Origin of the sequence: Asaia astilbis JCM 15831, from assembly GCF_000613845.1 — a bacterium.
GTDB classification, from domain to species: Bacteria; Pseudomonadota; Alphaproteobacteria; order Acetobacterales; family Acetobacteraceae; genus Asaia; species Asaia astilbis.
In genome coordinates this window covers 48,065-74,353 of record NZ_BAJT01000002.1, presented here as the reverse complement: position 1 = coordinate 74,353, position 26,289 = coordinate 48,065, and the positions used below count along the sequence as shown (strand labels likewise).

General features: G+C 55.7%; 19 protein-coding genes and 3 pseudogenes. 8 read left to right on the top strand and 14 right to left on the bottom strand.

What is annotated here, in order from left to right; translation table 11 throughout:
- Window positions 1-3: 3 nt before the first annotated feature.
- From JCM15831_RS01810 to JCM15831_RS22205, 3 genes and pseudogenes are all read right to left on the bottom strand, one after another.
- A complete protein-coding gene (locus JCM15831_RS01810; protein WP_025822296.1) occupies window positions 4-870 on the bottom strand; it encodes an SPOR domain-containing protein in 867 nt (288 codons plus the stop codon).
- A pseudogene (locus JCM15831_RS15820) lies at window positions 857-1,857 on the bottom strand (lytic murein transglycosylase). The gene JCM15831_RS01810 and the pseudogene JCM15831_RS15820 overlap by 14 nt, the downstream one beginning before the upstream one ends.
- Window positions 1,858-1,910: 53 nt before the next feature.
- The gene (locus JCM15831_RS22205) at window positions 1,911-2,336 is read right to left on the bottom strand and encodes a hypothetical protein (protein ID WP_232227939.1); all 426 of its coding nucleotides are present in this window, start codon (window positions 2,334-2,336) and stop codon (window positions 1,911-1,913) included.
- Between the two features lie 467 nt (window positions 2,337-2,803).
- On the opposite strand from JCM15831_RS22205, the gene JCM15831_RS15810 reads away from it, so the two are divergent.
- The 5 genes from JCM15831_RS15810 (at window position 2,804) to JCM15831_RS01765 (ending at window position 9,780) form a co-directional block, all read left to right on the top strand.
- Window positions 2,804-3,679, top strand: coding sequence for a LacI family DNA-binding transcriptional regulator (locus JCM15831_RS15810; RefSeq protein ID WP_232227938.1), 876 nt, complete (start codon window positions 2,804-2,806; stop codon window positions 3,677-3,679).
- Window positions 3,680-3,693: 14 nt separating this feature from the next.
- The gene (locus tag JCM15831_RS22200; RefSeq protein ID WP_232227937.1) at window positions 3,694-3,813 is read left to right on the top strand and encodes a hypothetical protein; all 120 of its coding nucleotides are present in this window, start codon (window positions 3,694-3,696) and stop codon (window positions 3,811-3,813) included.
- A gap of 415 nt (window positions 3,814-4,228) precedes the next feature.
- Window positions 4,229-5,659 carry an MFS transporter gene (locus JCM15831_RS01790; RefSeq protein ID WP_025822292.1) on the top strand — a complete coding sequence of 477 codons (1,431 nt, stop codon included), beginning with the start codon at window positions 4,229-4,231 and terminating at the stop codon, window positions 5,657-5,659.
- 2,398 nt (window positions 5,660-8,057) lie between these two features.
- Window positions 8,058-8,654, top strand: coding sequence for a DedA family protein (locus tag JCM15831_RS15805; protein WP_035773679.1), 597 nt, complete (start codon window positions 8,058-8,060; stop codon window positions 8,652-8,654).
- Window positions 8,655-8,661: 7 nt separating this feature from the next.
- Window positions 8,662-9,780: a D-alanine--D-alanine ligase gene (locus tag JCM15831_RS01765; protein WP_232227936.1), complete on the top strand. Its 1,119-nt coding sequence runs from the start codon at window positions 8,662-8,664 to the stop codon at window positions 9,778-9,780.
- Between the two features lie 21 nt (window positions 9,781-9,801).
- On the opposite strand, the gene JCM15831_RS01760 is transcribed toward JCM15831_RS01765, so the two are convergent.
- Complete coding sequence (locus JCM15831_RS01760; RefSeq protein WP_025822282.1) at window positions 9,802-10,254, bottom strand: MlaD family protein; 453 nt, start codon at window positions 10,252-10,254, stop codon at window positions 9,802-9,804.
- Between the two features lie 128 nt (window positions 10,255-10,382).
- Here JCM15831_RS01760 and JCM15831_RS01755 point away from each other — a divergent pair, with 128 nt between their 5' ends.
- Both JCM15831_RS01755 and JCM15831_RS15800 read left to right on the top strand, forming a co-directional pair.
- The gene (locus JCM15831_RS01755; protein WP_025822280.1) at window positions 10,383-11,228 is read left to right on the top strand and encodes an undecaprenyl-diphosphate phosphatase; all 846 of its coding nucleotides are present in this window, start codon (window positions 10,383-10,385) and stop codon (window positions 11,226-11,228) included.
- 200 nt (window positions 11,229-11,428) lie between these two features.
- Window positions 11,429-12,843 (top strand): annotated as a pseudogene (locus tag JCM15831_RS15800) (amino acid permease).
- 190 nt (window positions 12,844-13,033) lie between these two features.
- On the opposite strand, the pseudogene JCM15831_RS15795 reads toward JCM15831_RS15800, so the two are convergent.
- The 5 genes and pseudogenes from JCM15831_RS15795 to JCM15831_RS15790 form a co-directional block, all read right to left on the bottom strand.
- Window positions 13,034-14,735, bottom strand: a pseudogene (locus tag JCM15831_RS15795) (dihydroxyacetone kinase family protein).
- Window positions 14,736-14,896: 161 nt separating this feature from the next.
- Entirely contained in the window at window positions 14,897-15,352 is a 456-nt protein-coding gene (locus tag JCM15831_RS01735) for an RpiB/LacA/LacB family sugar-phosphate isomerase (RefSeq protein ID WP_025822278.1), read from the bottom strand.
- Window positions 15,349-16,203, bottom strand: a complete 855-nt coding sequence (locus JCM15831_RS01730; RefSeq protein WP_025822276.1) for a DeoR/GlpR family DNA-binding transcription regulator — start codon at window positions 16,201-16,203, stop codon at window positions 15,349-15,351. The genes JCM15831_RS01735 and JCM15831_RS01730 overlap by 4 nt, the downstream gene beginning before the upstream one ends.
- Window positions 16,200-16,376, bottom strand: a complete 177-nt coding sequence (locus tag JCM15831_RS23560) for a triose-phosphate isomerase (RefSeq protein ID WP_306301805.1) — start codon at window positions 16,374-16,376, stop codon at window positions 16,200-16,202. Before JCM15831_RS23560 ends, JCM15831_RS01730 begins: the two co-directional genes overlap by 4 nt.
- Window positions 16,376-16,963 (bottom strand): triose-phosphate isomerase family protein, encoded by a 588-nt coding sequence (locus JCM15831_RS15790; protein ID WP_306301801.1) that lies wholly within the window; start codon window positions 16,961-16,963, stop codon window positions 16,376-16,378. The genes JCM15831_RS23560 and JCM15831_RS15790 overlap by 1 nt, the downstream gene beginning before the upstream one ends.
- Window positions 16,964-17,644: 681 nt before the next feature.
- Here JCM15831_RS15790 and JCM15831_RS01715 point away from each other — a divergent pair.
- Window positions 17,645-18,412, top strand: a complete 768-nt coding sequence (locus JCM15831_RS01715) for a DeoR/GlpR family DNA-binding transcription regulator (RefSeq protein ID WP_232227935.1) — start codon at window positions 17,645-17,647, stop codon at window positions 18,410-18,412.
- Between the two features lie 45 nt (window positions 18,413-18,457).
- On the opposite strand, the gene JCM15831_RS01710 is transcribed toward JCM15831_RS01715, so the two are convergent.
- The 5 genes from JCM15831_RS01710 to JCM15831_RS01690 all read right to left on the bottom strand — a co-directional run bounded on the left by JCM15831_RS01710 (window position 18,458) and on the right by JCM15831_RS01690 (window position 26,289).
- Complete coding sequence (locus tag JCM15831_RS01710) at window positions 18,458-19,513, bottom strand: NAD(P)-dependent alcohol dehydrogenase (RefSeq protein WP_025822272.1); 1,056 nt, start codon at window positions 19,511-19,513, stop codon at window positions 18,458-18,460.
- Window positions 19,514-19,839: 326 nt separating this feature from the next.
- Complete coding sequence (locus JCM15831_RS01705) at window positions 19,840-21,120, bottom strand: TolC family protein (protein ID WP_025822270.1); 1,281 nt, start codon at window positions 21,118-21,120, stop codon at window positions 19,840-19,842.
- Window positions 21,121-21,301: 181 nt separating this feature from the next.
- Window positions 21,302-21,598: a hypothetical protein gene (locus tag JCM15831_RS01700; protein ID WP_035773675.1), complete on the bottom strand. Its 297-nt coding sequence runs from the start codon at window positions 21,596-21,598 to the stop codon at window positions 21,302-21,304.
- 59 nt (window positions 21,599-21,657) lie between these two features.
- A complete protein-coding gene (locus JCM15831_RS01695; protein WP_025822267.1) occupies window positions 21,658-23,139 on the bottom strand; it encodes an efflux transporter outer membrane subunit in 1,482 nt (493 codons plus the stop codon).
- 33 nt (window positions 23,140-23,172) lie between these two features.
- On the bottom strand, window positions 23,173-26,289 hold the full coding sequence (locus JCM15831_RS01690; protein WP_025822265.1) for an efflux RND transporter permease subunit: 3,117 nt from the start codon (window positions 26,287-26,289) through the stop codon (window positions 23,173-23,175).

Below are 26,289 nucleotides of genomic sequence, written 5' to 3'. Positions count from 1 at the left end.
ACCTTATTTGACCACAATATGCGCGCCGGTTGCACCGCACTGGCGCGCCTGTGTTAATGCCCTATCCGCCTCGGGCACGGTTGTGAAGGGGCCGAGTGACACCAGCCACGGTAATGTGCCCGCGCCACCCTGCTGCGGCGTGATTTCTGCTCCACATTGTCCAGAGACCCGCGCTGCTGCCGTATGGCCCGAAAAACTACCCAGCTCGATACGGTAAAGGGTGGCCTGAGCCATGCCCTGCATGACGACCCGTGGCATCTCGGGCACGATCAGCGATCCTGCACCGGCAGCTTTCTCTTCGGTCTTGATCCCGAGCGTACGCGTCGTTCCGTCATCAAGCGATTGTGCGACGATAGCTTCTCGCGGAGCCGCTGTGATGTCGATCTTGGGAGCATTCGGATTGGACTCTGCGATCTGCCGGCTGAGCGCCTCATCGACGGTGACCTCGACAGGCGTCGGCACCTTACCCATCCCAAGAAGATCAGCCACACCCGGCGTCACGGCGAGCAGCCGCCCGGAGGAGCTTGGGCCCCGATCATTGAGCCTTATTTGGACCGTGCGTCCATTCACAAGATTTCTGACACTGACGATTGCAGGGAGCTGAAGGGTCTGATGAGCCCCTGTCATCGCCTGAGCAGACCAGAGTTCGCCGTCTGCCGTCACACCACCCTTGGGAGGCTGCTGGATCACGGCCAGCCCGGTCTCTCGAAGATCGAAGCGCTCCGTGGGATAGAACCACGTCTCGCTTCCCTGCCACGCCTGACCGACTTCGTAATGGGGCGTGGCATGACGCGGAGCTTCGTCATGATGACACGCCGACAGCGCCAGCCCTGTCCCAAGAAGTGAACTTAAAGTCTTAACCGATCGCATAGCCGAGCAATCCTACTCCTAGGGCATAGAAATCCGACGGATTGTAGCGTCGGATCACATCGAAATTGCGATAGACCATGAACGCTTCTGTCCCCGGACCGTCCGGTCGAATGATCGCGCCGGTGACATCCGCCTGAGAGAATTCAGTTCCATCTTCACGTCGAACGCCGCGTGCCATCCAGGCTCCGAGGCTTTGCTTATTGGACCGGCCGATCTCGCTTTGCTCAATTTCGCGCGTGAGCTGTACCTTTTGCCCCCAAGGGTCATCGGGCTGCCACCCTGAACCATGCAGATAATTGGCAATCGAGCCAAACACATCCTGTTCGCTCGTCCAGATATTGCGTCTGCCGTCGTGATCCGCATCAACGGCGTAATTCAGATATGCGCTGGGCATGAACTGGGGTTGCCCCATCGCCCCCGCATAGGAGCCGAGCATCGCTTCAGGCGCGATGTCACCATGATCGATGATCAGAAGGGATTTGAAAAGTTCGCCACGAAAAAAACGGGCGCGTCTGCCATCAAAAGCGAGGGTAGCCAGAGCATCGATGACCGAAAAAGTGCCGATCTTGCGGCCGAAACCCGATTCAAGCCCCCAGATGCCCATGATTGCACGGGGATCCACACCATACTGGGCGCCAGCGGCGTCAAGGAGCTTGCCATATTGCGCGTAGGCAGCCTGTCCCTGCTGATACGTGTCGCGCCAATGACCCGATCACGATATTGCGCCCAGGTCAGAGTGAACTCGGGCTGGTGGCGATCGAGCTTGATGACACGGGCATTCGGTTCAGAAGTAAGCGTAAAGGCGCGTGACAGCGTTGTGGCAGAGATGCCTTTATCGAGTGCTTCTCTTCTCACTGAGGCGAGAAACGCTCGATAGCTGCTGCTAGCGGAGGGAGGCGTCGAATGCTTGAGCGTGCGCGCGAGGCCACTCCCGCATAGAGAGGGAGCGACCGTGGCTACAGCCACCAGAGAGCGTCGAGTCAGCACCTGTATCATCCTAGCCTGTTCAATCCGCCTGATGCTCAGGGCCGGGGCTCGGTTCACGGACGGAGCGGGCGACCCTCAGCAGCACCATGCATGATGAAGTGCAGGAATGGATTGATCGTCAAGGGGATGTCTGGATTGGCGGCGATATATTCCGAGACGCTGAAATAACCGTTCGGGTTACGGCCCTCGAGATAGCCATGAGTCATGAAATGCTCGACAGCATCGATACCGCAGGCCCCGACGTCCGGATACGCGTCGAGGTACCATGCCGCATCGAAATAGAGCGCTTCTACAGGATAGCCATGCGATGACGGCACCACGTCAGCTGGAGCAACCTCGGGTACCTGATTGATCTCTGGAGAAGGTGCAGCAGCCGTGTCAGAGTCGAGAGCAAGTGTCTCGCCCTGCATGTCGTGCTGCTCGGCAGCCACCTTCTTCTTGCGTGCGGTGGTTGCTCTGGGTCGGACTGGTCTGGCCAAGAGAGGGGTCCTTAGCTGCGATAAAAAGTGATCAGAAATCATTCGATCCAGAAAGAACCCTTTCGGGATCGAATGACGGTGAGTGTGTGTTTTAGTCCCCTAAAACCTACTATGCGGGCACCGTGGCGTAAATTTCACGAAACTACCGGTTAGCCGATACACCAGATGGGCACTAAGCCTGACTGGCATGTTAAGATTTGATTCACGGCCGCTTATCTAGGTTGAACAACGAAAAGCGTCTAGTGACAAACTAAACGTTTGAAGAGATATTAACGAATATTAGGGAGATGTGATAATAAAATCCATACCACAATCGCAACGTTCAACAATTTTCGTTAAAGCCGTAATCATCGAGCGTACAGGTACTAACGGCGCTCTTCAAATCTCTCCTCCGTCTTGCTCTTTTGCATTCAGGCTTTTTGAGGCGGTCGAGCGAGTGAGTTTTTCCTCTGATCTGGCGTAATGGGATGAAGAAATCTGTCCATCCAGCTGCGGTAAGCCTCCTGGCCGTGGCAAAAGAAGCCGGCGTCTCCCGCGCCACGGCCTCTCTCGTCCTTCGCGATAGCCCTCTCGTCGCAGAGCCGACGCGTGAACGGGTCCGAGCGGCGATGGCGCGCCTCGGTTATATCTACAACCGCGGTGCGGCGAATTTACGTCAAAATCGAACCGGGACGATCGGTCTGGTTTTGTCAAATATCGCTAATCCTTTTTTCAGTTCTCTGACCGCCGGCGTAGACGAGGCAAACGATGCTTCCGGAGCAATCTGTTTCATCGCGAACTCGGCTGAGTCTCCTGAAAAACAGAGCCGCCAGATACGACGTCTGCGCGAACATAATGTGGACGGTTTGATCATATGCCCTGCAATCGGCAGCGATCATACTCTGATCGACGAGTTGAGACTTCTCGCTCTCCCTTATGTGCAGGTTTTACGTGAGATTCCCGGCAGTGAGGGAGACGTCGTCTCGGTCGATTACGGGCTAGGTATCGAGCAGGCAGTTGCCTATCTTGTCGCTATGAACAGGCGCAATATCGTCTTTGTCGGGGCGATGGAGACTCATTCTGCGGCTCAGGCACGCGTCGAGGGATTCAGGCGCGCGATCCGACATTTTGGTCTCGCTGAAATGCCCCTCGTCGAGGCCATGGGCGGAAATGGATATAACGAGAGCGCACTTGATGCCTTGTTTGATTCCGGCCCGCGTCCTGACGCCGCAATCTGTTACAACGATCTCATTGCCCTCACGCTTTTCCATCATCTTGGCCGTCGAGCACTCAAAATCGGTACCGATTTCGCAGTGGTCGGGATGGACGATTTACCTCAGGCGAAAGCGCCTACCCTTCCCTGACAACCATCGGAACAATGCCGCGTGAGATTGGGTCGACCGCGGCAAATCTGTTGAGCGCCCGTCTGAAAAGGCCTGACCTGCCCAGAGAACGGGTTGTCATGGCACCGCGTTTAATCCTCCGAGACAGTGCCTGAGGTTCAAACGCCAAGCCTGATCCGTCCATCACACAAGAGTGACGATATAATAACAAAATAGGTGTGACATCCTCAACTCCCTGCATTACGTGAAGATTACGTTTTGTTCAGATTGAGCTAAGAGTTCCACGAAAGTGGTGTTCGTCCAGGAAATCGGGGCGAGAGCGTTTTCTGTGGCGTCGTTTTTAGATCGATCTAAATCGCTTTTGCAGAGGCAATGATATGGCCTCTGCGCTTCGAGGTGGTCTGACATGATCGTCCATTCAGTCTTCTTTTTACGCGTCTGTACGAAGTCCCATGGGGCCCTGGGAAGAGCCCGTTCACGGAATGGCGTGCTCCCGCCCGCATCGCGCGGCGGGCATGGTTTGGTGTTCGTCAGTTCGGGTTGGTTTCCGGCCCGGATGAGGAGGTTCTCATGACCGCACTTGTCATGTCACACTCAGCATCAGCAGAGCGCCATCGGCGGCCCTCGAGTGATACCGATCTCTCTGCGATCGACGCAGTTCCGCCTCCCGAAATGACGGAAAGCGAATTACGCCGGGCTGCCTGGACGTGCTCCATCGGCAGCGCGATGGAATATTACGATTTTGCGCTTTACAGCCTGGCTTCCGCGTTGGTCTTCGGTCCCCTCTTCTTCCCGAGTAATATCCCGGGTCTTGGATTGGTCGCGAGCTTCGCAACCTATTTCATCGGCTTTGCTGTGCGGCCAATTGGCGGCATCTTCTTCGGTCGTCTTGGTGACCGCCATGGGAGAAGGAAAGTGCTGCTTCTGACCGTCACCCTGATGGGGCTGGCAAGCACGCTGATCGGCTTTATCCCCTCTTATGCCAGTATCGGCATTGCGGCGCCTCTCCTCCTTGTTTTCTTGCGCATGGCACAGGGCTTTGGCGCAGGAGCAGAACAGGCGGGCGCCGCTGTCATGATGACAGAATCCGCGCCGAGACGGCATCGCGGCTATTATGCAGCCTTGCCGTTTCTGGGGATTCAGGTTGGCACCGTTGCAGCTGGCCTCATTTACTACGGGATGCTCACCGGGGTACCGGACATCACACAGACCATGCTTTGGCGTGTCCCGTTTATCGGAAGTGCGTTTCTCCTGCTGATTGCGCTCTATATGCGCCTGCGCCTGAAGGAGTCACCGACATTTGCTAAGCTCAAGGGCGATGAGCGGCATCATCAGGCCGTGCCGATCCGCTCGACACTTGCCGCGTCCTGGCGGCCCATCCTCGCCGGATTAGGGCTACGCATGGCTGAGAATGGCGGTTCGTCGATCTATCAGGTGCTGGCGGTCAGTTATCTCGTTCATACAATCGGCATGAATAGCCGTATGAGCACCTTGATGCTAATCGGAGCGGCCATCGTCGGCGGGATCACCATTCCAATCGCAGGGTCACTCAGTGATCGGTTCGGACGTGTTCAGGTCTATCGGGGATTTGCAATCCTTCAGGCTTTGAGCGCCCTGCCGGTCTGGTATGTTTTCAGCCAGGGAAATCCTCTGGCTTCGACAATTGCACTTTCCCTTGCACTTGGTGTCGCGACCTGGGGCATGTTCGGCACGCAGGGAGCGCTCCTTCCGGAAATGTTCGGTCTTCGCCATCGTTATACGGCTGTCTCTTTCACAAGAGAGTTCTCGTCTGTAATCGCTGGTGGCGTTTCGCCCATGGTCGGACAGTTTTTGATCGCCATGTTCGCCCGTTTCCATGTCGGTGGGGTCAGTAGCGGCAAATATGCGTGGATCCCGCTCGCGTCCTATGTCGTGTTCCTTGCCTGTCTTGCTATCGTCTCAACTTTTGCAATCCCTGAGACGAAAGACCGCGATCTGATGGCTCAGGAGGATGCGTTGTGAGTAGGGAGGCAACGAGCGCCCCTCTGTTGCCTCCCTACCTCGCGCAGCATTTTTAAAGGATGAAGTAATGTAGAGTGAGATGTATCGTCTGATGCTTGAGGCTACATCGACGACGTTCGCGACTGAGCAGAACCTGGGTTAGCGAACAAACGCGTTTTTCGGTCTTCCGCTACTCTGTTCGTCAGTAAAATGAACAACAGAGCCACGATCGGCATCAATGTGTTCGTTTCCTCAAGATGTGCAAAAATAAAGCTTATGAAGAAAACGAAAATAATGAACAATGAGATTGTAAAGTTGATATCTGACAGATGGTCAAAACTTTTTATCAGAAAAATAGTAAACAAAATTAGCAACAAAAAGATACCACCTGATTGAACCCATGAAAAGCCATTCATCAGTGTATTTCCCACATAGAGAAAGCTCAGCCCTCCTTGGCGATTGTCTTCAAATTCGGTACAATCATCACCCACTGACCCAATATAGTGCTCGTGTGATTTGGCGTGTCCGCAACTGTAGCGAAGGCGGATCTAAGAAAGTTGACGAAAAGCATTATCACGATGGAAGAAATACCAAGAAAGTAGTTTCTAGGATCTGATAATATGCCTTTGAAATCGAGACCTCTAATTTTCTTAGCGTTCATGATCAGCGCAATAAAAATAGGTATATAAACTACTTCTTCGAATATGAATATCCATAGTATAGCCATAAATAGTATAGAAATAATTTTGTATTTCATCATCATATCTGAAAATAGTAGTATAAAGAAAGTGATTAGAAATATTTCATTATATAGATCAAACGAGATTAACCAATAACCTGAATCTATGACAAACGTATTAATTATAGAAAAAAACAAACTTATCGTTAAAGAGATTGCGTAGTTTAGTTTTGTGCAAATTGCGGCGTAAATAAAAATTAGCACAGGCAACAGGATGAAACACATCTTATGATTTATGATCGTGGCATAATTCATATTTTTATTTAGAATTACTGTGATGAATTTTTCAACAAGAGACGGAATCACTCTCTGCTGAAACGCCCTTATATTAGCAACACCGTTAATGATGTCGATGTCCTTCTGCACGAATAATTCATAATGCTTTCCTAGGCAGAGTATATTAAATTGATAACTTACAAGCCCTATAAAAGCCGAGATAAATAACGAAAATATGAAATAAACATAATTTATATTGATCGATCTTCCAGATAACATCAAACAATCTCCAAATTGATACACTCTCTGGGTCTTCATTATCATTTTTAGTACGGGACGTATCGCAAAAAAGTTTTCTGAATACAGAGCGGTGCTCGGTGTACACTGCGTTTCAAACGATAAGTTACGCCCTCCTAACGAGACCTGCATGGTCTCGATTTTCAGGTAGCGTCATAGAGTATGATAAATAGGATCAGCCGCGCGAAACAGTGAGGCGAGTCGCTAACGTTTTGTTCGACGATGAGGCAGTGCTCAGGTTGAAACGATCATCGATGTGGAAAAGCCCTGAGAATTGATAAGGGGCTCCAACGCTTGGGTAGAAAAATAAGGAAACGAAACAGATCGTCCTTGATTAGGTATGTCCGAGGCTATTGAAAGTCTCGCGGCGCGCTTAGCTAGATCTGATCACTTCTCCCTCAGCTCTGCCCATCCGAGTATAATACATGCTATTCCCGAACCATTGATTGGACATTTATTGATGAGTGGAAATATGCAAATTTATATGGTGCTCACGGTTTTGTTCTTCCGCTCTCGGTTCTCTGATTTAACTTGGGCGCGCGCGTGATTGCCATCGTCAGGCTGAACCGCTTCGCTCTTCGCCCGATCCTGATGCAGACCATCGCGGGCTGGAATTTCACAACCTAACCCGCCGCAATCTCCGGTTCAGGTTAGGTCGTGTCGACTGATTTTCCTATCTCGATCGAACATTTCGTCTCGTAATTTCCGGCGGCCCTCTGACAAAAAGTGATGAGCCTAAGTTCAACGTTTCGGTGTGAGCCATGTATCATGAAGTGTATGGGGGCTTTGTCACTATTAGCCTATCATTTTTTCTTATAAGCCGCCTACATAAGTGGTTGTTTTTGTTAGTTTCGCAGCTCTCATCTTTGTCCGTTATACGGCTTGGCGTTCGGGTCGGTACCTTATCGATCTGGCTCTTCCGCTATCCTATGGAAACCTGCACTTAGCCTCAGTGTCATGGGGGTGGGTGTATCAAGTCGTCTATGTGAACGAGCCAGCCGGTCGTTTTGGGGCGTGTAGATGCGTGATGGCCAGAAAGAGCTGGGCGCGTCGCTCAGCTACTGTTTGGCGCCAGGTCTCCTTTTCACCACAAGTCCGCAAATGTTTGAGAACGATGCAGCCGCCCAGATTGGCCTTTTGGGCCTGTCCGTGGCACATGGGGGCGCCATGTCTGATGGTGCCCCTCTCCATACCAGCTCGCTTTATCATCTCCTTTCGGTTGCTGGAGCCGCGTGGTGGTCTAAGGGTCTTGCCGTGATCCTCGGCACCTTCATTCTCGAAGATGCCACGACGATGATTGCCGCAATGGCCGTAGATGAGGGGCGCATCACGATCCCGCTCGCCTTGATCTCGCTTTATATTGGCGTTGCAGTTGGCGATCTGGGGCTTTACGGACTTGGTGCACTGGGCGCGAAATGGCCGCGTGCCCGCCGCTGGCTCACCTTGCCACGACACGACAAGGGTAGAAGCTGGTTTCAACGCAACGTCGTCCGGACCGTCGTGATAAGCCGCTTCATCCCTGGAGCGCGCTTGCCTCTCTATACAGCGTGCGGTTTCTTCCGTGCCCCGTTTGGCTTGTTCGCCGGGAGCGCCGTTGTCGCCACGTTGATCTGGACGTCACTGCTGTTCGGTGTCTCGCTTCATGTCGGCGGGTGGTTGAGTGCTCACATGGCGGGCTGGCGCTGGCTCGGCATTGGCGGCTTCATCCTGACTATTCTCTTCGTCGGTCGATTGATCGCCCGGTTTCAAACTTTCAGTGACTGATCTCTCGATGCTTCAGATTTCTCCAGATTCTTCTCGCCTCGACGCTCAGGCCGATCCCCACGAGAAACCGCCCCACCCCCTGTCTCTTTTTGAATTCTGGCCAGGGTCGATCTTTTACACGCCGATCGTGCTGTACTGGATCGCTCTTGGACTGAGTTATGGGGATTTCAGCGTCCCAAGTGCGGCCAATCCACGCATCGAGACTGGAGGGCTATGTGGTGAAAGCAAGAGCGGCATTCTCGATCTCGCCGGTAAGGTCGCCAGCCGATGGATCGCCCCCTACGTGACGCAGTTATTGCGCAAGGGCCAACGTGAGGCGGACGCCGTAGCACTGTTGGAGGCCATGCGGGAAAAAGAGATCGGGTTTCCGGTCGTGATCAAGCCCGATATCGGATGTAACGGGACGGGAGTGAAGCTTGTTCAGGATGAAGCCACGCTTTTATCCGTCCTCGAGCAGTTCCCTTCTTCGGTTCGCGTGATGGCCCAAGCCCTGGCTGAAGGGCCTGTCGAAGCGGGTCTCTTCTATATTCGCGAGCCGGGCTCCAGCACTGGAAAGATCACGTCGATAACCTACAAGGAATCCCCGGTTCTCAAGGGCGACGGGATTTCAACGATCAGCGACCTGATTGCCCGGGACCCGCGAACGAACCTGCTGCCCGATATTTATCTCCCGCGCCTTAAGGAGAGGCTGGCAACGGTGCCGGAGGCGGGCGAGACAGTTCAGCTTGTCTTTACCGGCAATCATTGCAAAGGATCGATCTTCCGCAATGGCTGTGCGGACGCGACCCTTGAGCTGACCCAAAGGCTCGACGAGATCCTTGGCGATGTGAGCGAGTTTCATTTCGGTCGTATCGACGTCAAGGCCGCCTCGATTGAGGCGCTACGAGCTGGCGAAGACTTCGAGATCATCGAGATGAACGGTGTGGGGTCGGAAGCGACCCATATCTGGGATTCACGGACCACGTTATGGGAGGCGTATCGCGCCCAGTTTTATCACTATCGCGAGGCGTTCCGTATCGGGGCCATGAACCGTGCCAGAGGGTGGAAGACCTGCGGCGCCTATACGATGCTCCGTTACTGGCGCAAGCAAAGGCGCCTGCTGGCGCTTTATCCCCTCAACGATTGAGGGGATGCGACAAAAGTCGCGTTACTGGATGCCTGAACCGAAAATATAATTGCTTACCTGCTGCTCCAGCGAGGTCGGTGCCTGCGTATTGGTAATCATGCCATCGGAACCCAGGCGCTCCCGGGACTGCCCAGGCTCAATTGCGAGGGCATTATCCGATGTCATGGTCGGCGCAGCGATGGAAAGGAGCGTATCGGATGGCAAGGAGAGATTCCTGTCGATGGAGAAATCGACCTGAGCCATCTGCGTTTGCGGGTCGAGAGCGATATGAGAGACGGTGCCGACCCGCACACCTGCCAGCACGACGGCCGCGCCAGGATTGAGGCCATTGGCGGAGACGAAGCGCGCATGGAGCCGCTGGGTGTCACCGGAGGGACCATGTCGTTGGGCCGTTGCATAGACTGCGAAGCCCGCAGCAAGGGCGAGCACCATTGTGCTGGCGAGAATTGCACCGCCCCGGTTTTTTGCCGCCATGTCCGCTTCACCTGTCTGTTATCTGAGGGGAACTCTTCGCCCGAGACGCGTCAACGGTCAAGCGCGGGCTTGCGATCCGGGGCCGTCTGAGGCAGGAGATACAAATACTCCTTTGATATTGAGCTGACATGACACTGCTTCAAGCATTGGTCCTTGCAATCGTTCAGGGACTGACCGAACTTTTCCCCGTGAGCAGTCTCGGTCACGCAGTTTTGCTTCCGGCTCTGCTGCACTGGAACATTGACGAACGCGGCGAGCTGTTTCTGCCGTTTCTGACGATGCTGCATTTCGGTACTTTTGTGGCCTTGTTCTGCTTCTTCTGGCGCGACTGGTTGGCCATCTTTACCGGGGCGCTCGGCGTGCATGGAGCAGCCCGTCGCGAAGAGGCGATCCGCGTCCTTGTCCTGCTTGTCGTCGCGACCATCCCTGTGGTCATCATCGGAGCGGCTTTCGAACATCGTCTGAAAATTATCTTCGGCACGCCTGTTGCGGTTGCCGGATTTCTCTTCCTGAACGGTCTGATCCTGCTCGTCACCGAATGGATGCGTTCCTACAAGGGGCGTGGGCCGCAACGGGCGATTGCCGACATGTCTGCGAAAGACGCGCTCGTGATCGGTCTATGGCAATGTCTTGCTCTTTTCCCGGGTATCTCGCGATCTGGCTCCACGATCAATGCGGGCATCATCAGGGGGCTCAATCACGAAACTGCCGCCCGGTTTTCGCTTCTCATGGCTCAGCCCGCAGTGCTCGCCGCCACAGTCCATGAGGCCTGGCAGCTTCGTCATATGACCGTCAGCCACGACATGCTTCATATCTCCATTATCGCGGCTGTCGTCGCCGGGATCACGGCGCTGATCAGTACGGCTGTGCTTTTGAGATACTTCCGCGATCATGAGCGTTGGGCGCTCTCGCCTTTTGCCTTCTATTGCATGGGCGCGGGTATCTTTTCCCTTCTGGTTCTCGTTCTCCTCTGAGAACGAAATCATTTCCACTTTGACGGCCGATCCGGCATGATCGGCTTTTTTACGCATGGGCGATTTTCATCATTCCTGACCTGGCCGCATCTCCTCCTCCTTCATCGACGATCACGAGCCGTCGCAAGACGCTTGCACAGGTCACGGCTGATTTTGAAACAAACGGGCTGAAGCGTTCCCTGACGGCGACGCAGCTTGTCATGTTGGGTGTCGGCTCGACGATTGGCGCCGGTATCTATGTCATGACCGGCACGGCCGCTGCTGAATATGCGGGCCCGTCGATCCTGATCTCCTTCGTGATCGCGGCTCTGGCCTGCCTATTTACCGCCTTCTCCTATGGCGAGCTCTCTTCCAGCCTGCCGGTTTCCGGTTCGGCCTATTCCTATGCCTATGTCTCCATGGGCGAACGCGCGGCCTGGACGGTAGGATGGCTGCTATTGCTCGAATATGGCATCTCCTGTGCGGCTGTGGCCTCCGGGCTTTCAGGATACGCGACCAGTCTGCTTGCAGATTTCGGTGTGCGGATTCCTGCCTCGCTGAGCCAGGCAACATTCCAGACCGTTCCGGGTAGTGGCGGCATGGCCATCACGTCGGGCTGGCGTTTCGATCTTGTCGCGACGCTTGCGATTACGGTCGTGACGATCTGCCTCGTGCGCGGTGTACAGGAATCCGCCCGGGTCAACACCATCATCGTCTTCATCAAGGTCGGCGTGCTTTTTCTTTTCGTCGGGTGTGGTCTGTTTGCGCTGCATCCTGCGTATTGGCACCCTTTCGTCCCCGCCTATCAGGGGGATTTCGATTTGGTGTACCGGGTATGTTCAGGGCGGCGTCGATCATCTTCTTCGCCTATGTCGGGTTCGAGGCGGTATCGACGGCATCGGCTGAAGCCCGAAATCCGCGCCGGGACGTCCCGATCGGTATCATCGGCAGCCTCGTCATCTGCACCATTGTCTATGTCTGTGTTGCCTCGATCCTGATCGGGATCGTTCCCTATCAGAAACTCAATGTTGCCGACCCGCTCTCGATTGCGGTCAAGGCCATGAACCAGCCCTGGCTCGCCCTGTTCGTCAATCTTGGGGCAACGATCGGTCTTTGCTCGGTGCTGCTGGGCCTGCTTTACGGTCAGACACGCATCTTCTTTGCCATGAGCCGCGACGGCTTGCTGCCGCCGATCTTCTCTTATGTTCACCGTCGGTATCACACACCCTGGACAGGAACGATCCTGCTGGGCGTCATTGTCTCGCTCGCAACAGCAACACTGCCGATCGATGTGATCAGCGATCTTGTGAGCATCGGGACTGCGGCGGCATTCGGTATCGTGTGCTTCACCGTGATCTGGCAGCGCAACATGCACCCCGACATGCCCAGGAGCTTCAGCGTTCCGCTCGGCGGGATCTGGGTCAAAGGCTGGTGGATCGGTATCACGCCCCTGCTGGGCATCCTTTTTTGCATCGTCATGATTGCGCCGCTCTTCGCCGACATGGCGCGGGCCCTGATGCACGGCAATCCGGTTCCGGCCTTGCTTCTCCTCGCATACGCAGCGCTCGGCTTCGCCACATACTGGTTCTACTCACGGCATAATTCCCGTTTCGCTCGTCTCGACGACCATTCTTGAAAAGGGCGAAAACGGTCATGTTCAAAGTCGACTGACTTACCCACAGATTTCGTGGATGCGTTCGTGGGTAAGGCTGTGGATAGGTCTTTGGTAAAATTCAAACTTGGGGACTAACTCGTGCTTCTTAAGCATCGTCTCCGCACAGGCCCTTTGGAGAAGAGTTCTCAGGAGAGTCTTGAGCGGCGATCGATCAAAGCAGCTCTCCGATGACACGGGCACAGAACGCCATGGACACAGCGCCCGCGTCAGGCTGACCCAGGCTGCGCTCGCCATGAAGACGAGCACGACCGAGCCGCGGCAAAAGCTCTTTCGTTGCCTCGGCGGCGTCTGTCGACGCCTTTGCGGCCTCGCACCAGGCACGAGACAGCGTGTGCCCCTTCTCGATTCCTGCCTCAAAATGATCGACGAGCGGTGTCAGAGCATCAATGAGCGTCTTATCCCCGGGCTTTGCCTTGCCCAGCGCCGCGATTTTATCTCTTGCGCGGCGGAGACCCAATGCAAGATGCTGAGCTTCGGGCATGGCGCGATCATCGAGCGCCGTGCTGAATTCGAACAAACCAGCCCCCCAGAGAGCGCCGGACGTTCCCCCTGCCCGGTCTGCCCAGGCATCGGCTGCTGCCATGAGAACCGTGCTGGGTCCGGCACCCGCGCCAACGGCGGTGCGAGCCGCTTTGGCTGCCGCGTCAGAGCCGCGGGCCATGCTTTGGCCGTGATCCCCATCGCCCGCATGAGCGTCGATTTTTCCCAGCATGGGCTCTGCTTCTGCCAGTGCAGCCGAGAGTCTTGCCATGGCTCGCGCGACACAGAGCCCTCCTCTCCGGCCCTCGTCGGTCTGTGACCTCATGACCGTCTTCGGCACGTCGATTAGGGCGGGTAAGGCGATGCTCTCCTGCCCCGTTACTCTCTCGCGCCTCAAGGCGGCACTCGTGACAGGTGCACACCAGAACGCTTCCAGCTCCTCATCGAGCCAGGTCAGGGTAAGGGAGCAGCCGGCCATGTCCAGACTTGTGACGTATTCTCCCGCGAGAGGGGCAATGATCGAATACCCCGCGTTTTCGAGATAGGGGATGATCGCCTCCCACAACACAAAGAGCTCTTCGTATTTCGTGCTGCCCAGACCATTGAGCACAGCCGTAATCCGTGAACCTGCGTCCGACGGAGCCTCATCAAGAAGGCGCTCGCACAATATCGCAGCCAGTTCTTCAGGCCGCATGAGGTCGAGCTCATCGATACCCGGCTCACCATGAACACCGAGCCCTAAAGCCAGGCGCCCTTCAGGTACGTGGAAAAGTTTCTCCTTCTCGCCCGGCAAAGTGCAACCATCGAAAGCGACACCGAAAGAGCGCGTCCGAGCATTGGCTCTCTGGCCAACTGTCTCAACAGCATCAAGCGCCAGTCCTGCTTCAGCTGCTGCACCGATGATCTTGAAAACCGGGAGATCGCCTGCCGTCCCACGGCGTCGATAATGCTCCAGTCGGGGCGCACTCGCTACGTCGTCGGTTGTGGCAATCAAGCGTGTATCGATGCCTTCAGCGAAGGCGCTCGGCAGCAATACTGAAATTCAGGACGTCACCTGCGTAATTCCCGTAACCAAGGATCACGCCGCCACCAAGCTGCGCTTCTCGCGCGACCCTGAGGATTGCCTGTGTCGATGGTGAAGCGAAGACGTCTCCCGCGACTGCAGCGTCGGCAAACCCGAAACCGACAAAGCCATTGAAGGCCGGAAAGTGACCCGAACCGCCCCCGACAACCAGACTTACCTTCCCTTCTCTCGCCGGTCGCGCACGTAGGACACCCCCCTTGACTGGACGGACGATATCGCGATGGAGGCTGGCGAAGCCTAGGAGGGCTGACGACGCGAAATCTTCGGCGGGCCCACAAATCCTGGTCATGAGATAATCATCCTCTTCGTGAGAGAAGGTCTTGAGATGTGTCCGGCGTTCTCTCTGTTGAAGATTTTTGGCGCAATTGAGAACAATTCATAAAAACAGAAATATGAATTGGCGATATATGCCGTTCTATAAGTATAATATTAGAAGTGTTTGATGGTTTTCTACTTAGAGTATTTTCGATCCAGTGCATCAATTCCGTCCACATTGCGCGCCGATGCGCTTTGCGGGTCGAACGTCTTCGCCAGAAATGACTCGACGATCGTGTTGGCGAGTTCCGGACCGACGACGCGGGCTCCGAGTGTGATGATATGCGCATTGTTGGACAGGGCTGCACGCTCTGCCGAATAGGTGTCATGAGCCTGAGCTGCGCGAATACCCGGAATTTTGTTTGCTGAGATGGCGACACCGATCCCGGTACCACAGCAGAGAATTCCTCTCTCGTAATCCCCGGCAAGAATGGCCCGCCCAACCCGCTCGCTGAGTTCCGAATAGAGTTCGGGTTTTTCCTCGACCGGGTGAGAAAGATCATCGGCCTCGATGCCGATCGCCTTGAGATGGGCAATAATCTTCTGAGCGAGTTCCTCACCCGCGCTATCTCCACCGACTGCGATTTTCATTGTTTTGTTCCTTTTTGGCTCTCTCCGGACTTGCCGTGTAACGACGCTGGTGAGGCCTCATCGAGAGATGCGATATGCAGATTGACGCCAGCCTCCAGCATTCGGCTTTTCTGGCTCTCGGCGACGCCTGAATCAGTGATGACAACATCGAAATCTGTCAGGCTCGCGATACGATTGAGCGCTGTAACTTCGAATTTCTGGCTGTCGATCATCAGGATCCGGCGGTCGACAATATTCATCAGCGCCGTCTTGCATTTGACGATCTCCTGCTCCTGATGAAACGCTCCCAAATCACGGACCGCAGAGACCGACATGAAAAGCGTGTTTGCGCGGAGGGATTTTGTTCCCTGCTCGCAGAGGATGCCGAGAAACGCATCGAAGCGAGGATGATACTTGCCTCCGAGGGAGATCAGGCTGATATCGCGTGCGTTGGCAATCTGGGTGGCGATCCCCATACTATTGGTCATAACCGTGAGTGGCATGCCAGAGGGGAGCGTCTCAGAGAGGATGCGCGATGTCGTCGAGTCATCGAGTGCGATGATATCGCCTGTCTTGATGAAGCTGGCCGCGACACGTGCAATGGCCTGTTTCTCGCGGGAGGCTCGACGCATCCGGTGAACGACGCTTGTCTCCATCACGCCGCTCGCGAGCATTGTGACGCCACCATGGACTTTGCGCACCAGCCCCTGTTCGGAAAGAGCGTGTAAATCGCGGTGAATGGTCATCCGACTGGTAGAGAAGCGCTCGACCAGCTCCTCTATCTGAGCACCGCCATTTTCCAGAACGTAGTCGAGTATTTCTCGTCTTCTTGCGGAGACTGCCTTGCTCTCCACGCCCGTAGTACCGCTCATGAGACAGCCGATCGTATGATCGAGGCGAGACCAGCAGGATCCCACGCCGAGCGGCCGATAAAGACACCATCGACGTCTCGAAGAGCTGTAAAGCAGGCTGCGTTATCCAGTGAGACGCTGCCACCGTAGAGAATGGGCACCTGCTGCGCCAGGCGTTCCCCTGTAAGTTCGATCAGGACATCTCGAAGGCGCGAATGAGCGGAGCTGACGAAAGCCGGAGTGGCGGGGGTGCCTTGGTGCCGATAGCCCAGACGGGTTCATAGGCCAGGATCACGCTCTGGAAGTCGCGTTCGGTCAGACCGTGAAGGGCGATCTTCATCTGCCGCACCAGCGTCTCGTGTGTGACGCCAAATTCGAACTCTGCCGCCGTCTCTCCAATGCAGATCAGAGGACGCAAGCCATGGCGGAGCGCCGCCCGAACCTTAAGATTGACGGTGAAATCGGTCTCACCGAAATGTTCGCGGCGCTCGGAATGCCCGAGTTCAACGATGGCTGCACCACATTCGCGCACCATGCTCGGCGAGACTTCGCCCGTCCATGCCCCATGCTCTTCCCAATGCATGTTCTGAGCGCCGATACGCCAGGGCGAGTTTTCGAGACGCTTTGCGACAGCTTCGAGCGACGTAAAGGGAGGGATGACGAAGGGCACAACATTTGCGGGTACTGCGATATCGGCAAGTTGTTCGGCAGCCTCGCGTGCAGCAGCTGGCCCCTTGTTCATTTTCCAGCTTGTTCCGATCCAGATCGGCTTTTGACCCATGGTGCTCACTTCCTGCGGTGCGACGACCCGCCGCGGTAACGTTGACGATGTGAGGATAGGAAGTGAGATAACATTTGTGTAGTGATAGTATCATATTATCCGTTCACATTGATATGATTTCCCGAGAGATAAAGATTTTCCTATAAATAACAGAGGTGTAGTTCGAAACTTTGTTAGTTTTCTTTTGTTATGAAAGTGAGTTTTGGCGGACGCGTGATGCGCGGTCTACGCTTGGCGAGACGCAGTGTCCTCAGGTCGAACATGGCGACGCATTCTTCAAAACGCTCTGCGTTTCGATAGCAGAGCGTCCGTACACGCCATGCAATGAGGCTTATCAAGGTCCTATGATGAGGACCTTCAACGCGGATATGGTTGAGGCATCAGAATTTCGGGATCAGGACATCCGCGACTGGCTTTCGCTTTAAGAAGCGTTAGGATCAGCACGCGGAACCTATTGAGATCAGTGTCGCGCGGTAAGGTAAATACGAGTTGATTACGGTCGAACCACTCGGGACCGACGGGATCGCGATCTTGTCGCTATGAGACGTTTGTGATAATTTTTTGTGATCTTAGCTCTCGTAATGCTCAACCCGTCCGGTGCGGCGTACCTTCAGTCAGAGGCAGTTTTCGAAAATGAGTGATGACAGCAGGTCAGCGCCTTCTTTAGATGGATTTTCCGGGATGAAGCGTCAAAACCTGAAATCGCGTCAGCAGCAGATCCTGGATCTGCTTTTCGAGCAGGGAAATGCGAGCATCGAATTTCTGGCCGAGCATTTCGACGTGAGCCGTATGACCATTCATCGCGACGCTCATGCTCTGGCTGGTCAGGGTCTTATCGACAAGATCCACGGTGGGATCACGCTCAAGAACCGGGCACGCACGGAAAAGAATGTCGCCTACCGCCAGCATCGTGCAGCCAATCTGAAGCGGGCCATCATCCAGCGTGCCGTCTCGATGATCGAGCCAGGTCAGGTAATCATTCTCGATGACTCAACGACTGTGGCAGAAATGCTCCCGCTACTGCCTGCCCTCGCCCCTCTGACGGTCATCACCAATGGCGTCGGTGTCGTTCAGGCGCTTGCCCCTTTCCCCGGGATCAAGATCATCTGTCTCGGCGGCGATTACAGCAACTCACGCAACGCCTTTTTCGGTCTTGTCTGTGAACAGGCCGCCCGCTCGCTTCGAGCCAATCTGATGTTCATGTCGACCTCGGTTATTTCCGGCGACACAGCGTTCCAGAACGATCAGGATGTTGTGAAAGTAAAGCGCGCGCTTATGGCTATTGCCGATGACTCGGTACTGCTCGTCGATAGCACGAAGTTTCGTCAGGGTGGGTTGCATCGCCTGACAACGTTGTCCGAATTCACCCGTATTCTGACGGATAACCAGATCACGCCCTCCACGGTGGCGGAGCTTGAAGCTAGTGGTGTGGCGATCGAGGTGTGCTGAGAAACGCCCCCGCATGATGCGGGGGCGTTTCTGATTAGCTTGTGATCAGGCGGCGTTGTCGAGCGTCGCCATATCGATGACGAAGCGATACTTCACGTCTGACTTCAGCATCCGTGAGTAAGCCGTTTCGATTTCGTCCATCGCAATCATCTCAATGTCAGAGGTGATCCCGTGTTCACCACAGAAGTCGAGCATCTCCTGTGTCTCGGCAATGCCACCGATCAGCGAACCCGCAAAGCCGCGGCGCTTCATGATCAGGCTGAAGACCGTGACGGGAAGCGGCTTCTCGGGAGCACCGACCTGAACCAGCGTACCCTCGCGCTTGAGCAGGTTCAGATAAACATTGATGTCGTGATCTGCGGCAACCGCGTCGATAATGAAATCGAAGCTGGCGGTTTCCTTCGCCATTGCCTCGGGATCCTTGGACAGCACAACTTCATGCGCGCCAAGACGAAGCCCGTCTTCCACCTTGTTCTGCGATGTGGTGAACAGCACGACATGGGCACCGAAGGCGCGGGCAAATTTGACGGCCATATGACCGAGCCCACCCAGACCGACAACGCCAACGCGCTGGCCGGGGCCAACCTTCCAGTGCTTTAGAGGCGAATAGGTCGTGATTCCAGCGCAAAGCAGGGGCGCGACAGCAGCCAGATCCAGGTTCTCCGGCACTTTAAGGACAAAAGCCTGATCCACGACGATGGCTTTGGAATACCCACCATAGGTATTCCCGCGCCCATGACGGTCGTTGCCATTATAGGTGCCGACAAAGCCGTTATCGCAGTACTGCTCCAGGCCTTCGCGACAATTGGTACATTCACGACAGGAATCGACCATACAGCCGACGCCTGCGAGATCGCCCACCTTGATCTTCTGGACAGCCGAGCCGACTTCGCTCACCCGCCCGACGATCTCATGTCCGGGGACGCAAGGATAGACCGTATTCTGCCACTCGTTTCGAGCCTGATGGATGTCCGAATGACAGACACCGCAATACAGAATGTCGATACGCACATCCTCCGGCCCCGTGTCGCGGCGGTCGAATTTGAAAGGTGCGAGGCGATCGGACGCTTGTTGCGCGCCATAACCAATGCAAGACAGCATGGTCGTTCTCCGGAGTCAGGATTCTGAAGATTACGAAAAATCGACGCGCCACTCATCTGGCGACGCGTTCTTATTTCGTAACATATCAAACGAACGCTGCCAGCCCTTCAGGGTTCAAATACGAAACCAATTAGTTTTCTTTTTCTAATCACGAAAACGCGACTTCGAAGACGGAGCGTTTGAGTGGCGTCGCAAGATCGTGGAAGCAGAAACGCGGAAGCAGTCTTGGTCGCAGTTTTTGGTTGGGAAACGGTAGCGCTTCATCGCAACTGCAATCCGAGCAAACCATGCTTCGGAGCCTCACCGTGCGGGAATGGCATCGGTGCTCAGGGATAACGTCCTGCCATGAGGCTCATTCTGATCATGGCAGCATGCCAAATCACGTCGGCCTCGGCACTTCGCTGTCCTGCATCAAGTGCCGCACGTCTGGCACGCAGATACTCGATGACGGGCGTTTCGCCGACCGTCCAGGCATGTTCGAGATCGCGGGCTCTCGCATCCAGTGCCTGGCGGGAGATGGACGATTGGCGCAACATTGTCAGTGCAGAACCGAGACTGGCGCGTGTCTGGCGATACTCGACGGCAACCTGACGTCGTGCCTGCACGGCGTCACGTTCTGCAGCGCCCATTGCCTTGACTTCTTTCATGACCATCGGCGTGTTACGGGCCTCACTCGGCAGCGACATTGAAAACTGGACTCCGACCTGAGTGTCCCACGGGCTCCCGAACTGTCCTTGTTTGAGCACCTGCACGCCGAGCTGAGGGTTAGGCATGTAGGAATGCCGGGCCAGCGTGTAAGCAGCTTTGGCGCTTTTGGTCACCGCCTGTGCCATCTCATTGCGTGGGTCACGAGACGGATCCAGTGTCAGGGTCTGCGTACCCAGAATACGTCCATCTAGCGAGAGGATATCCGGGATATCATCGGTGCCTGTGAGCGCATTCAGCTCAGCACGCGCATTTTCGAGTGCCTGCTCGGATTGAGCGATCTGGGCATCGACGTCACTTTTTTCACCAATGACCGCGTCGAAATCGACAGACGCGACCTCTCCTGCACGCAGACCACGATGCGTCGTTTGAGTGACGCGGTCGAGCAGATCGCTGGTTGCTCGTAGATTGCCGATTTTTTTCTGAAGAAGCGTCGCCGAACTGGCGAGATCGAGGACGCGCACCGCGCTCAACAAATGTTGCACCTTGATGCGCGCCTTTGCGACCGCTTCATCTGCCAGTGCATTTCTCACAGTTGCCGTGCCCTGCCCCGGCAGCCAGAGCGGAACACTGATGCTTCCCTGATAGGTTGTGTAGCCTAAATTGCTACCGATGAAATGGTCATCGAGATACTGTCCGGCCACGATCGGCCCATCAGGAAACCAGGAATGGGCCGCCCGGGCGCTCTTTGCGGAAGACGTCGCATCGATTGAGAAGGACTGATTTGCCGGATCGCGCTCCCAGGCAATTCGAACCGCGTCGTGGAAGCTTTCGGCAAAGCAGGGAGGAGCAGCGACAACGGTCCCGAGAAATAATAGACGCGCGCTCAGCCAGAGCTTTGAAGGCGAGGAACACATAGACGGGAGGTGGCGGGGCCCGCAGAGCCGAAGAATCACAGACATAGGTTGCGATCTTATGCGTTAACGCGAGGGCGGCGGCGACAATTTTTGACTGTAGAATAAAATTAACATTTTCCGGCGCCAGACCGGCATGCTTCGCCTAGAACGGGTACTCGACCCGTCACACGCGGCAGCCGCGTCGCAGACCCTGCTTAGGGTGCATGGCGCACCCTAAGCATCTAAATTAGTCTTCGAGAGGCTGAACATGGGAGACTTTGCCTGAACGATCATAATAGATCACAGCATTGCCTCGACGTTGAGCATACCCATCAGGCGTTCCATCGGGTCGTTTGAACAGGATCCGATTGGCATCCGGTTGTTCGATCACCTTGTCGCCCCTAGGTCGATATTTGAACATGCTGAAATCAGCCTCAGCCTTCGGCAGAGCCGACGATTTTGCGAGCTGATGCATGTCGGGCTTTTTCTTGCCCTCGTCATCGTCCTGAGCCAAAGCGACGCCGGGAGCGATGAGTGCTCCCATTGTCAGGATGCCTGGAGCCCATCCAAGCAGAAAACCCTTTTTCATCACTCTTTCCAGTATCAACCTTTATGCGCCGCCGATTGGGATTGAGCGGTGGCAACATCGGCCGAACTCCACCCTCCTCCGAGTGCGCGATAGAGTGTTACCAGATTCTGGTAACGCGCCAATTGCACAACAATGCGACCCTGTTGCGCTTCATACAGGCTGCGCTGTTGAGTCAATGTCGTGAGGTAAGGATCGATACCGGTATTGTAGCGCATCATGGCGAGGTCAAACGCCTGCTGAGATGCATCGACGAGAGACTTTAGGTGGGTATCCTGTACAAGATAGGTCTCGCGTGCGGTCAGCGCGTCCGAGACTTCCTTGAAAGCGGTCTGCACCGTCTTCTCGTAAGTTGCGATCTGAGCAAGGCGACGGGCTTTCGAGATCTTCAGATTGCCCGAGTTCTGTCCCCAGGTGAAAATAGGAAGCTCGATATTGGGCGAAACTGACCAGGTCTGCGCGCCGGGAGTGAACAGCTTCTTGAACTGAAGCGAACTGACACCTTCCTGCGCGGTCACGGTCACCTTCGGGAAGAAGGCAGCACGTGCAGCACCGATATTGGCGTTGGCACCGATCAAGCTATGTTCGGCTGCCTGGATGTCAGGCCTTTGAGCGATCAGATCAGAAGGAAGCCCTGCAGGCAGATCCGTAAGGAGTGTCTGCGTGCCGAAGGGCTGCGGCGCTGGCAAGCTGTCCGGCAGCGGAACGCCGACGAGAAGCTGCAACTGGTGATCGTCCTGTGCGAGCTGACGCTCGTACTGAGCCTTGTTGCTGGCTGCCTGCTCTACCTGGGTCTCCACCTGGTTGAGGGTCAGTGCATCTGCCTCGCCGTGATCATACTTCATACGCGTCAGACGCAGCGTGTCACCTTGCGATTTGAGCGTCTGATCCGTGACCCGCACCAGCTCCCTGTCTGCCAGCCATGACAGATAGGTATTGGCCACCTGGGAAACCGTGCTGATGAGAACCGATTGCGCACTCATCCGCGTGTTGAGGATTCCCTCTGCCTGCTGCTTCGAGAGGTTGCGAATGCGACCGAACAGATCGATTTCGTAGGCCGAGAAGCCGATCCCCATGCCGTAGTAACGCAGCATGGAGGTGCCTCTGCCCATGCCCGGAGCAAAGGAGAAACCACCCGTGTCAGAAGGGGCAAAATACTGCCCCTGCCCTGACACGCCGATTGGCGGGAAGAGCGACGCATGCTGAACGTCGTAGCTTCCCTGAGCCTCCATGATCGCGGCAGCCTGACTGCGCAGGTCGCGGTTGTTACGGAGCGCGAGATCGATGAGCGCCTGCAGACGAGGATCGGTGAAGAAATGCTTCCATCCGATATCCGATGCAGCCTGCCCCATGAGAGGTTGGGTTTGACCGCTATCTTTCGGATAAGCGTTCTGGACCGGCTGCGTCGGGCGCTGATATTTCGGCGCCAGATCGCAAGAGGCCAGCATGGTAAACGCCATTAGGGCGCTTACCGTCTTGAGTGTGGAAAATTGGCTCATGCGCCCTCTCCCTGAGCGGCTTTGTCTTTCTTCTCATACGGGTCGACGATCCTTGACGCGCTGGACACGGAACAGGCGAAGAACCACGACGAAGAAGACAGGCACGAAGTAAACTGCCAGCAGTGTAGCGGAGAGCATACCGCCAACCACGCACGTACCGATCGCCACGCGTGCTGCTGATCCGGCACCGGTCGCAATCGCAAGCGGGACGACACCGCACACAAAGGCGATCGACGTCATGAGGATCGGACGCAAGCGTTCACGTCCGGCCTTCAGCACGGCTTCCTCCAGACTGTCACCCTGCTCGAAGAATTCTTTGGCAAATTCCACGATCAGAATAGCGTTTTTCACCGAGAGACCGACCGTCGTCAGCAACCCGACCTGGAAGTAGATGTCATTATCCAGACCGCGCCACAAAGTCGCACCGATTGCGCCCAGCACACCCAGAGGAAGCACCATCAGCACCGAGATCGGGATCGCCCAGCTCTCATAAAGAGCAGCAAGGCAGAGCATGATGACGATAGCGGCCATGGCGTAAAGAGGGCCGGTCGCGCCACCCGATGCAACCTGCTCGTAAGAGATGCCAGTCCACTCGTACCCGATGCCTTTCGGCAGGGTCGCCATGATCTTCTCCATCTCCGCCATTGCCGTTCCCGTACTGGAACCAGCAGACGGCTGGCCTTGCAGTTCGAAGGAGTTGAGACCGTTGTAGTTTTCGACCTTCTGCGGCCCTACGATCCAATTGCCCGTTGCAAAGGAGTTGAAGGGCACCATGGAGCCTGTGACGTTACGGATATACCATTTATTGAGGTCTTCAGGGCGCATGCGAGCCCAAGATTCACCCTCGATATAGACCTGCTTGACACGATCGCTGCGCATGAACTGGTTGACGTAGATCGAGCCGAACGCGCCTTGGATGGTGGTGTTGATATCCGCGTTGCTGACGCCCTGAGCATTGGCTCTCGGGCGGTCGATTTCGAGATGGAACTGAGGCTGATCCTCAAGACCCATCGGACGCACGGCCTGAAGAAGCGGGTTCTTCGCAGCTGCGCTCAGGACCTTGTTACGGGCATCGAGCAGCGCCTTGTGTCCGAGATGGCCGTTATCCTCAAGCTCGAGATCGAAACCGGCGGCGTTACCCAGTTCGAGCACCGCAGGAGGGTTGATCGCGAAGATGATCGCTTCCGGATCCATCCAGAAGTGCTTCATGATCTTGTCAGCGACAGCCATCGTCGTGTTCTTGGCGCCGGGTCGCTGATCCCAGGGCTTGAGTCGGATAAAGAACGATCCGGCGCTCTGGCCCTGACCGGCAAAGTTGAAGCCGTTGACGGCAAAGACAGACTCAGTGATGTCGCCGTAGTTTTTCAGAACGTAGTCGGTGATCCTCTTATTGACCGCTCCTGTCTGGGCGTCATTGGCACCCGGACGCATGGTCACCTGTCCGAAGATGATGCCCTGATCCTCATCCGGGAGGAAGCCCGTCGGAACGCGGAAGAACAGAACCACTGCGCCAATCGTGAAGGCTGCAAAAAGCAGCATGCTGATGACCTGGCGGCCCACAAGAAATTTGACGCCCTTGAGATAGCCTTCGGTCATACGATCGAAATGGCGGTTGAACCAGGCAGCCGGGCCACGGTCTTTCTTCTTGTGGGTCGGCTTGAGCAAGGATCCGCAGAGCGCCGGCGTCATGACGAGAGCGACAAGTACGGACAGCCACATCGCGACCGAGATCGTGATCGAGAACTGACGATAAATGACACCTGTGGATCCGCCGAACGCTGCCATCGGCAGGAAGACGGCATTCAGCACGAGAACGATGCCGACAAGAGCGCCGGTAATTTCGTCCATCGACTGGCGGGCAGCTTCCTTGGGCGAGAGATCTTTCTCGCTCATCACACGCTCGACGTTTTCGACCACAACGATGGCGTCATCGACGAGAAGACCGACGGCAAGAACCATGGCCAGCATGGTCAGGGTGTTAATCGTGTAGCCCAAAGCTGCAAGGACGCCGAACGTGCCAAGAAGCACGACAGGCACGGCAATCGTCGGGATCAACGTGGCACGGAAGTTCTGCAGGAAGACCAGCATGACCACGAAGACAAGACCGATAGCCTCGATCAGCGTGATGACCACGTCTTCAATCGACAGCGTGATGAACGGTTCGGTATCGAGCGGATAAACCGTCTTCAGCCCATGGGGGTAAAAGCGCTCGAGTTCGGCGATCTTCTGGTGGACGAGTGCTTCCGTCTTGATCTGATTGGCACCCGGAGCAAGCTTGAGCGCCATACCGACCGTCGGCAGGTTATTCCAGTGCGAGGTGAAGTTGTAGTTCTGCGCCCCGAGCTCAACGCGCGCGACGTCCTGAAGCAGAACCTGCGATCCGTCCTGCTGAACCTTCAGGACCATCTTCTTGAACTGCTCAGGATCGCTGAAGCGTGTCGGACCGATGATGGATGCGTCGAACGCCATTTCCTTCGTCGATGGCAGACCGCCGAGCTCACCGGACGAAACCTGAATGTTCTGTTGCTGAATGGCCGTCTGAATGTCGCTGACATTCAGCTTGTATTTGAAGAGCTTGTTGGGGTCCATCCAGACGCGCATCGCGTATTCGGTGCCGAAGAGCGTATGGTCGCCGACACCGGTGACACGCGAGAGCGGATCGGCAATGTTCGAGGCCACGTAGTCCGAGATGTCCTGCCCAGTCATGCCACCATCGGTCGAGATGAAGGCAAGGACGAGCATGAAGTTCTTCACGGCCTTGGTAACGCTCAGACCCTGTGCAACGACCTCTGACGGAAGGCGCGGCTGGGCAAGCTGAAGCTTGTTCTGCACCTGAACCTGCGCAATGTCAGGGTTTGTGCCCTGAACGAAGGTCAGGTCGATTTCCATATGGCCGCTGCCATAGGAGGAGGCTGACAGATATTCGAGCCCGTCAAGGCCCGTCATCTGTTGCAGGATCGGCCGCACGGTCGTGTTGTTGACGGTGTCAGCCGAAGCGCCGGGGTAATCGACCGCGATCGCGATCTGTGGCGGAGCGATGGACGGATACTGGGCAATCGGCATGCTGAAAATCGCCACGCCGCCGACCAGCATGATGATCAGTCCGACGACCCAGGCGAAGATCGGTCTGTCAATAAAGAAACGAGACAT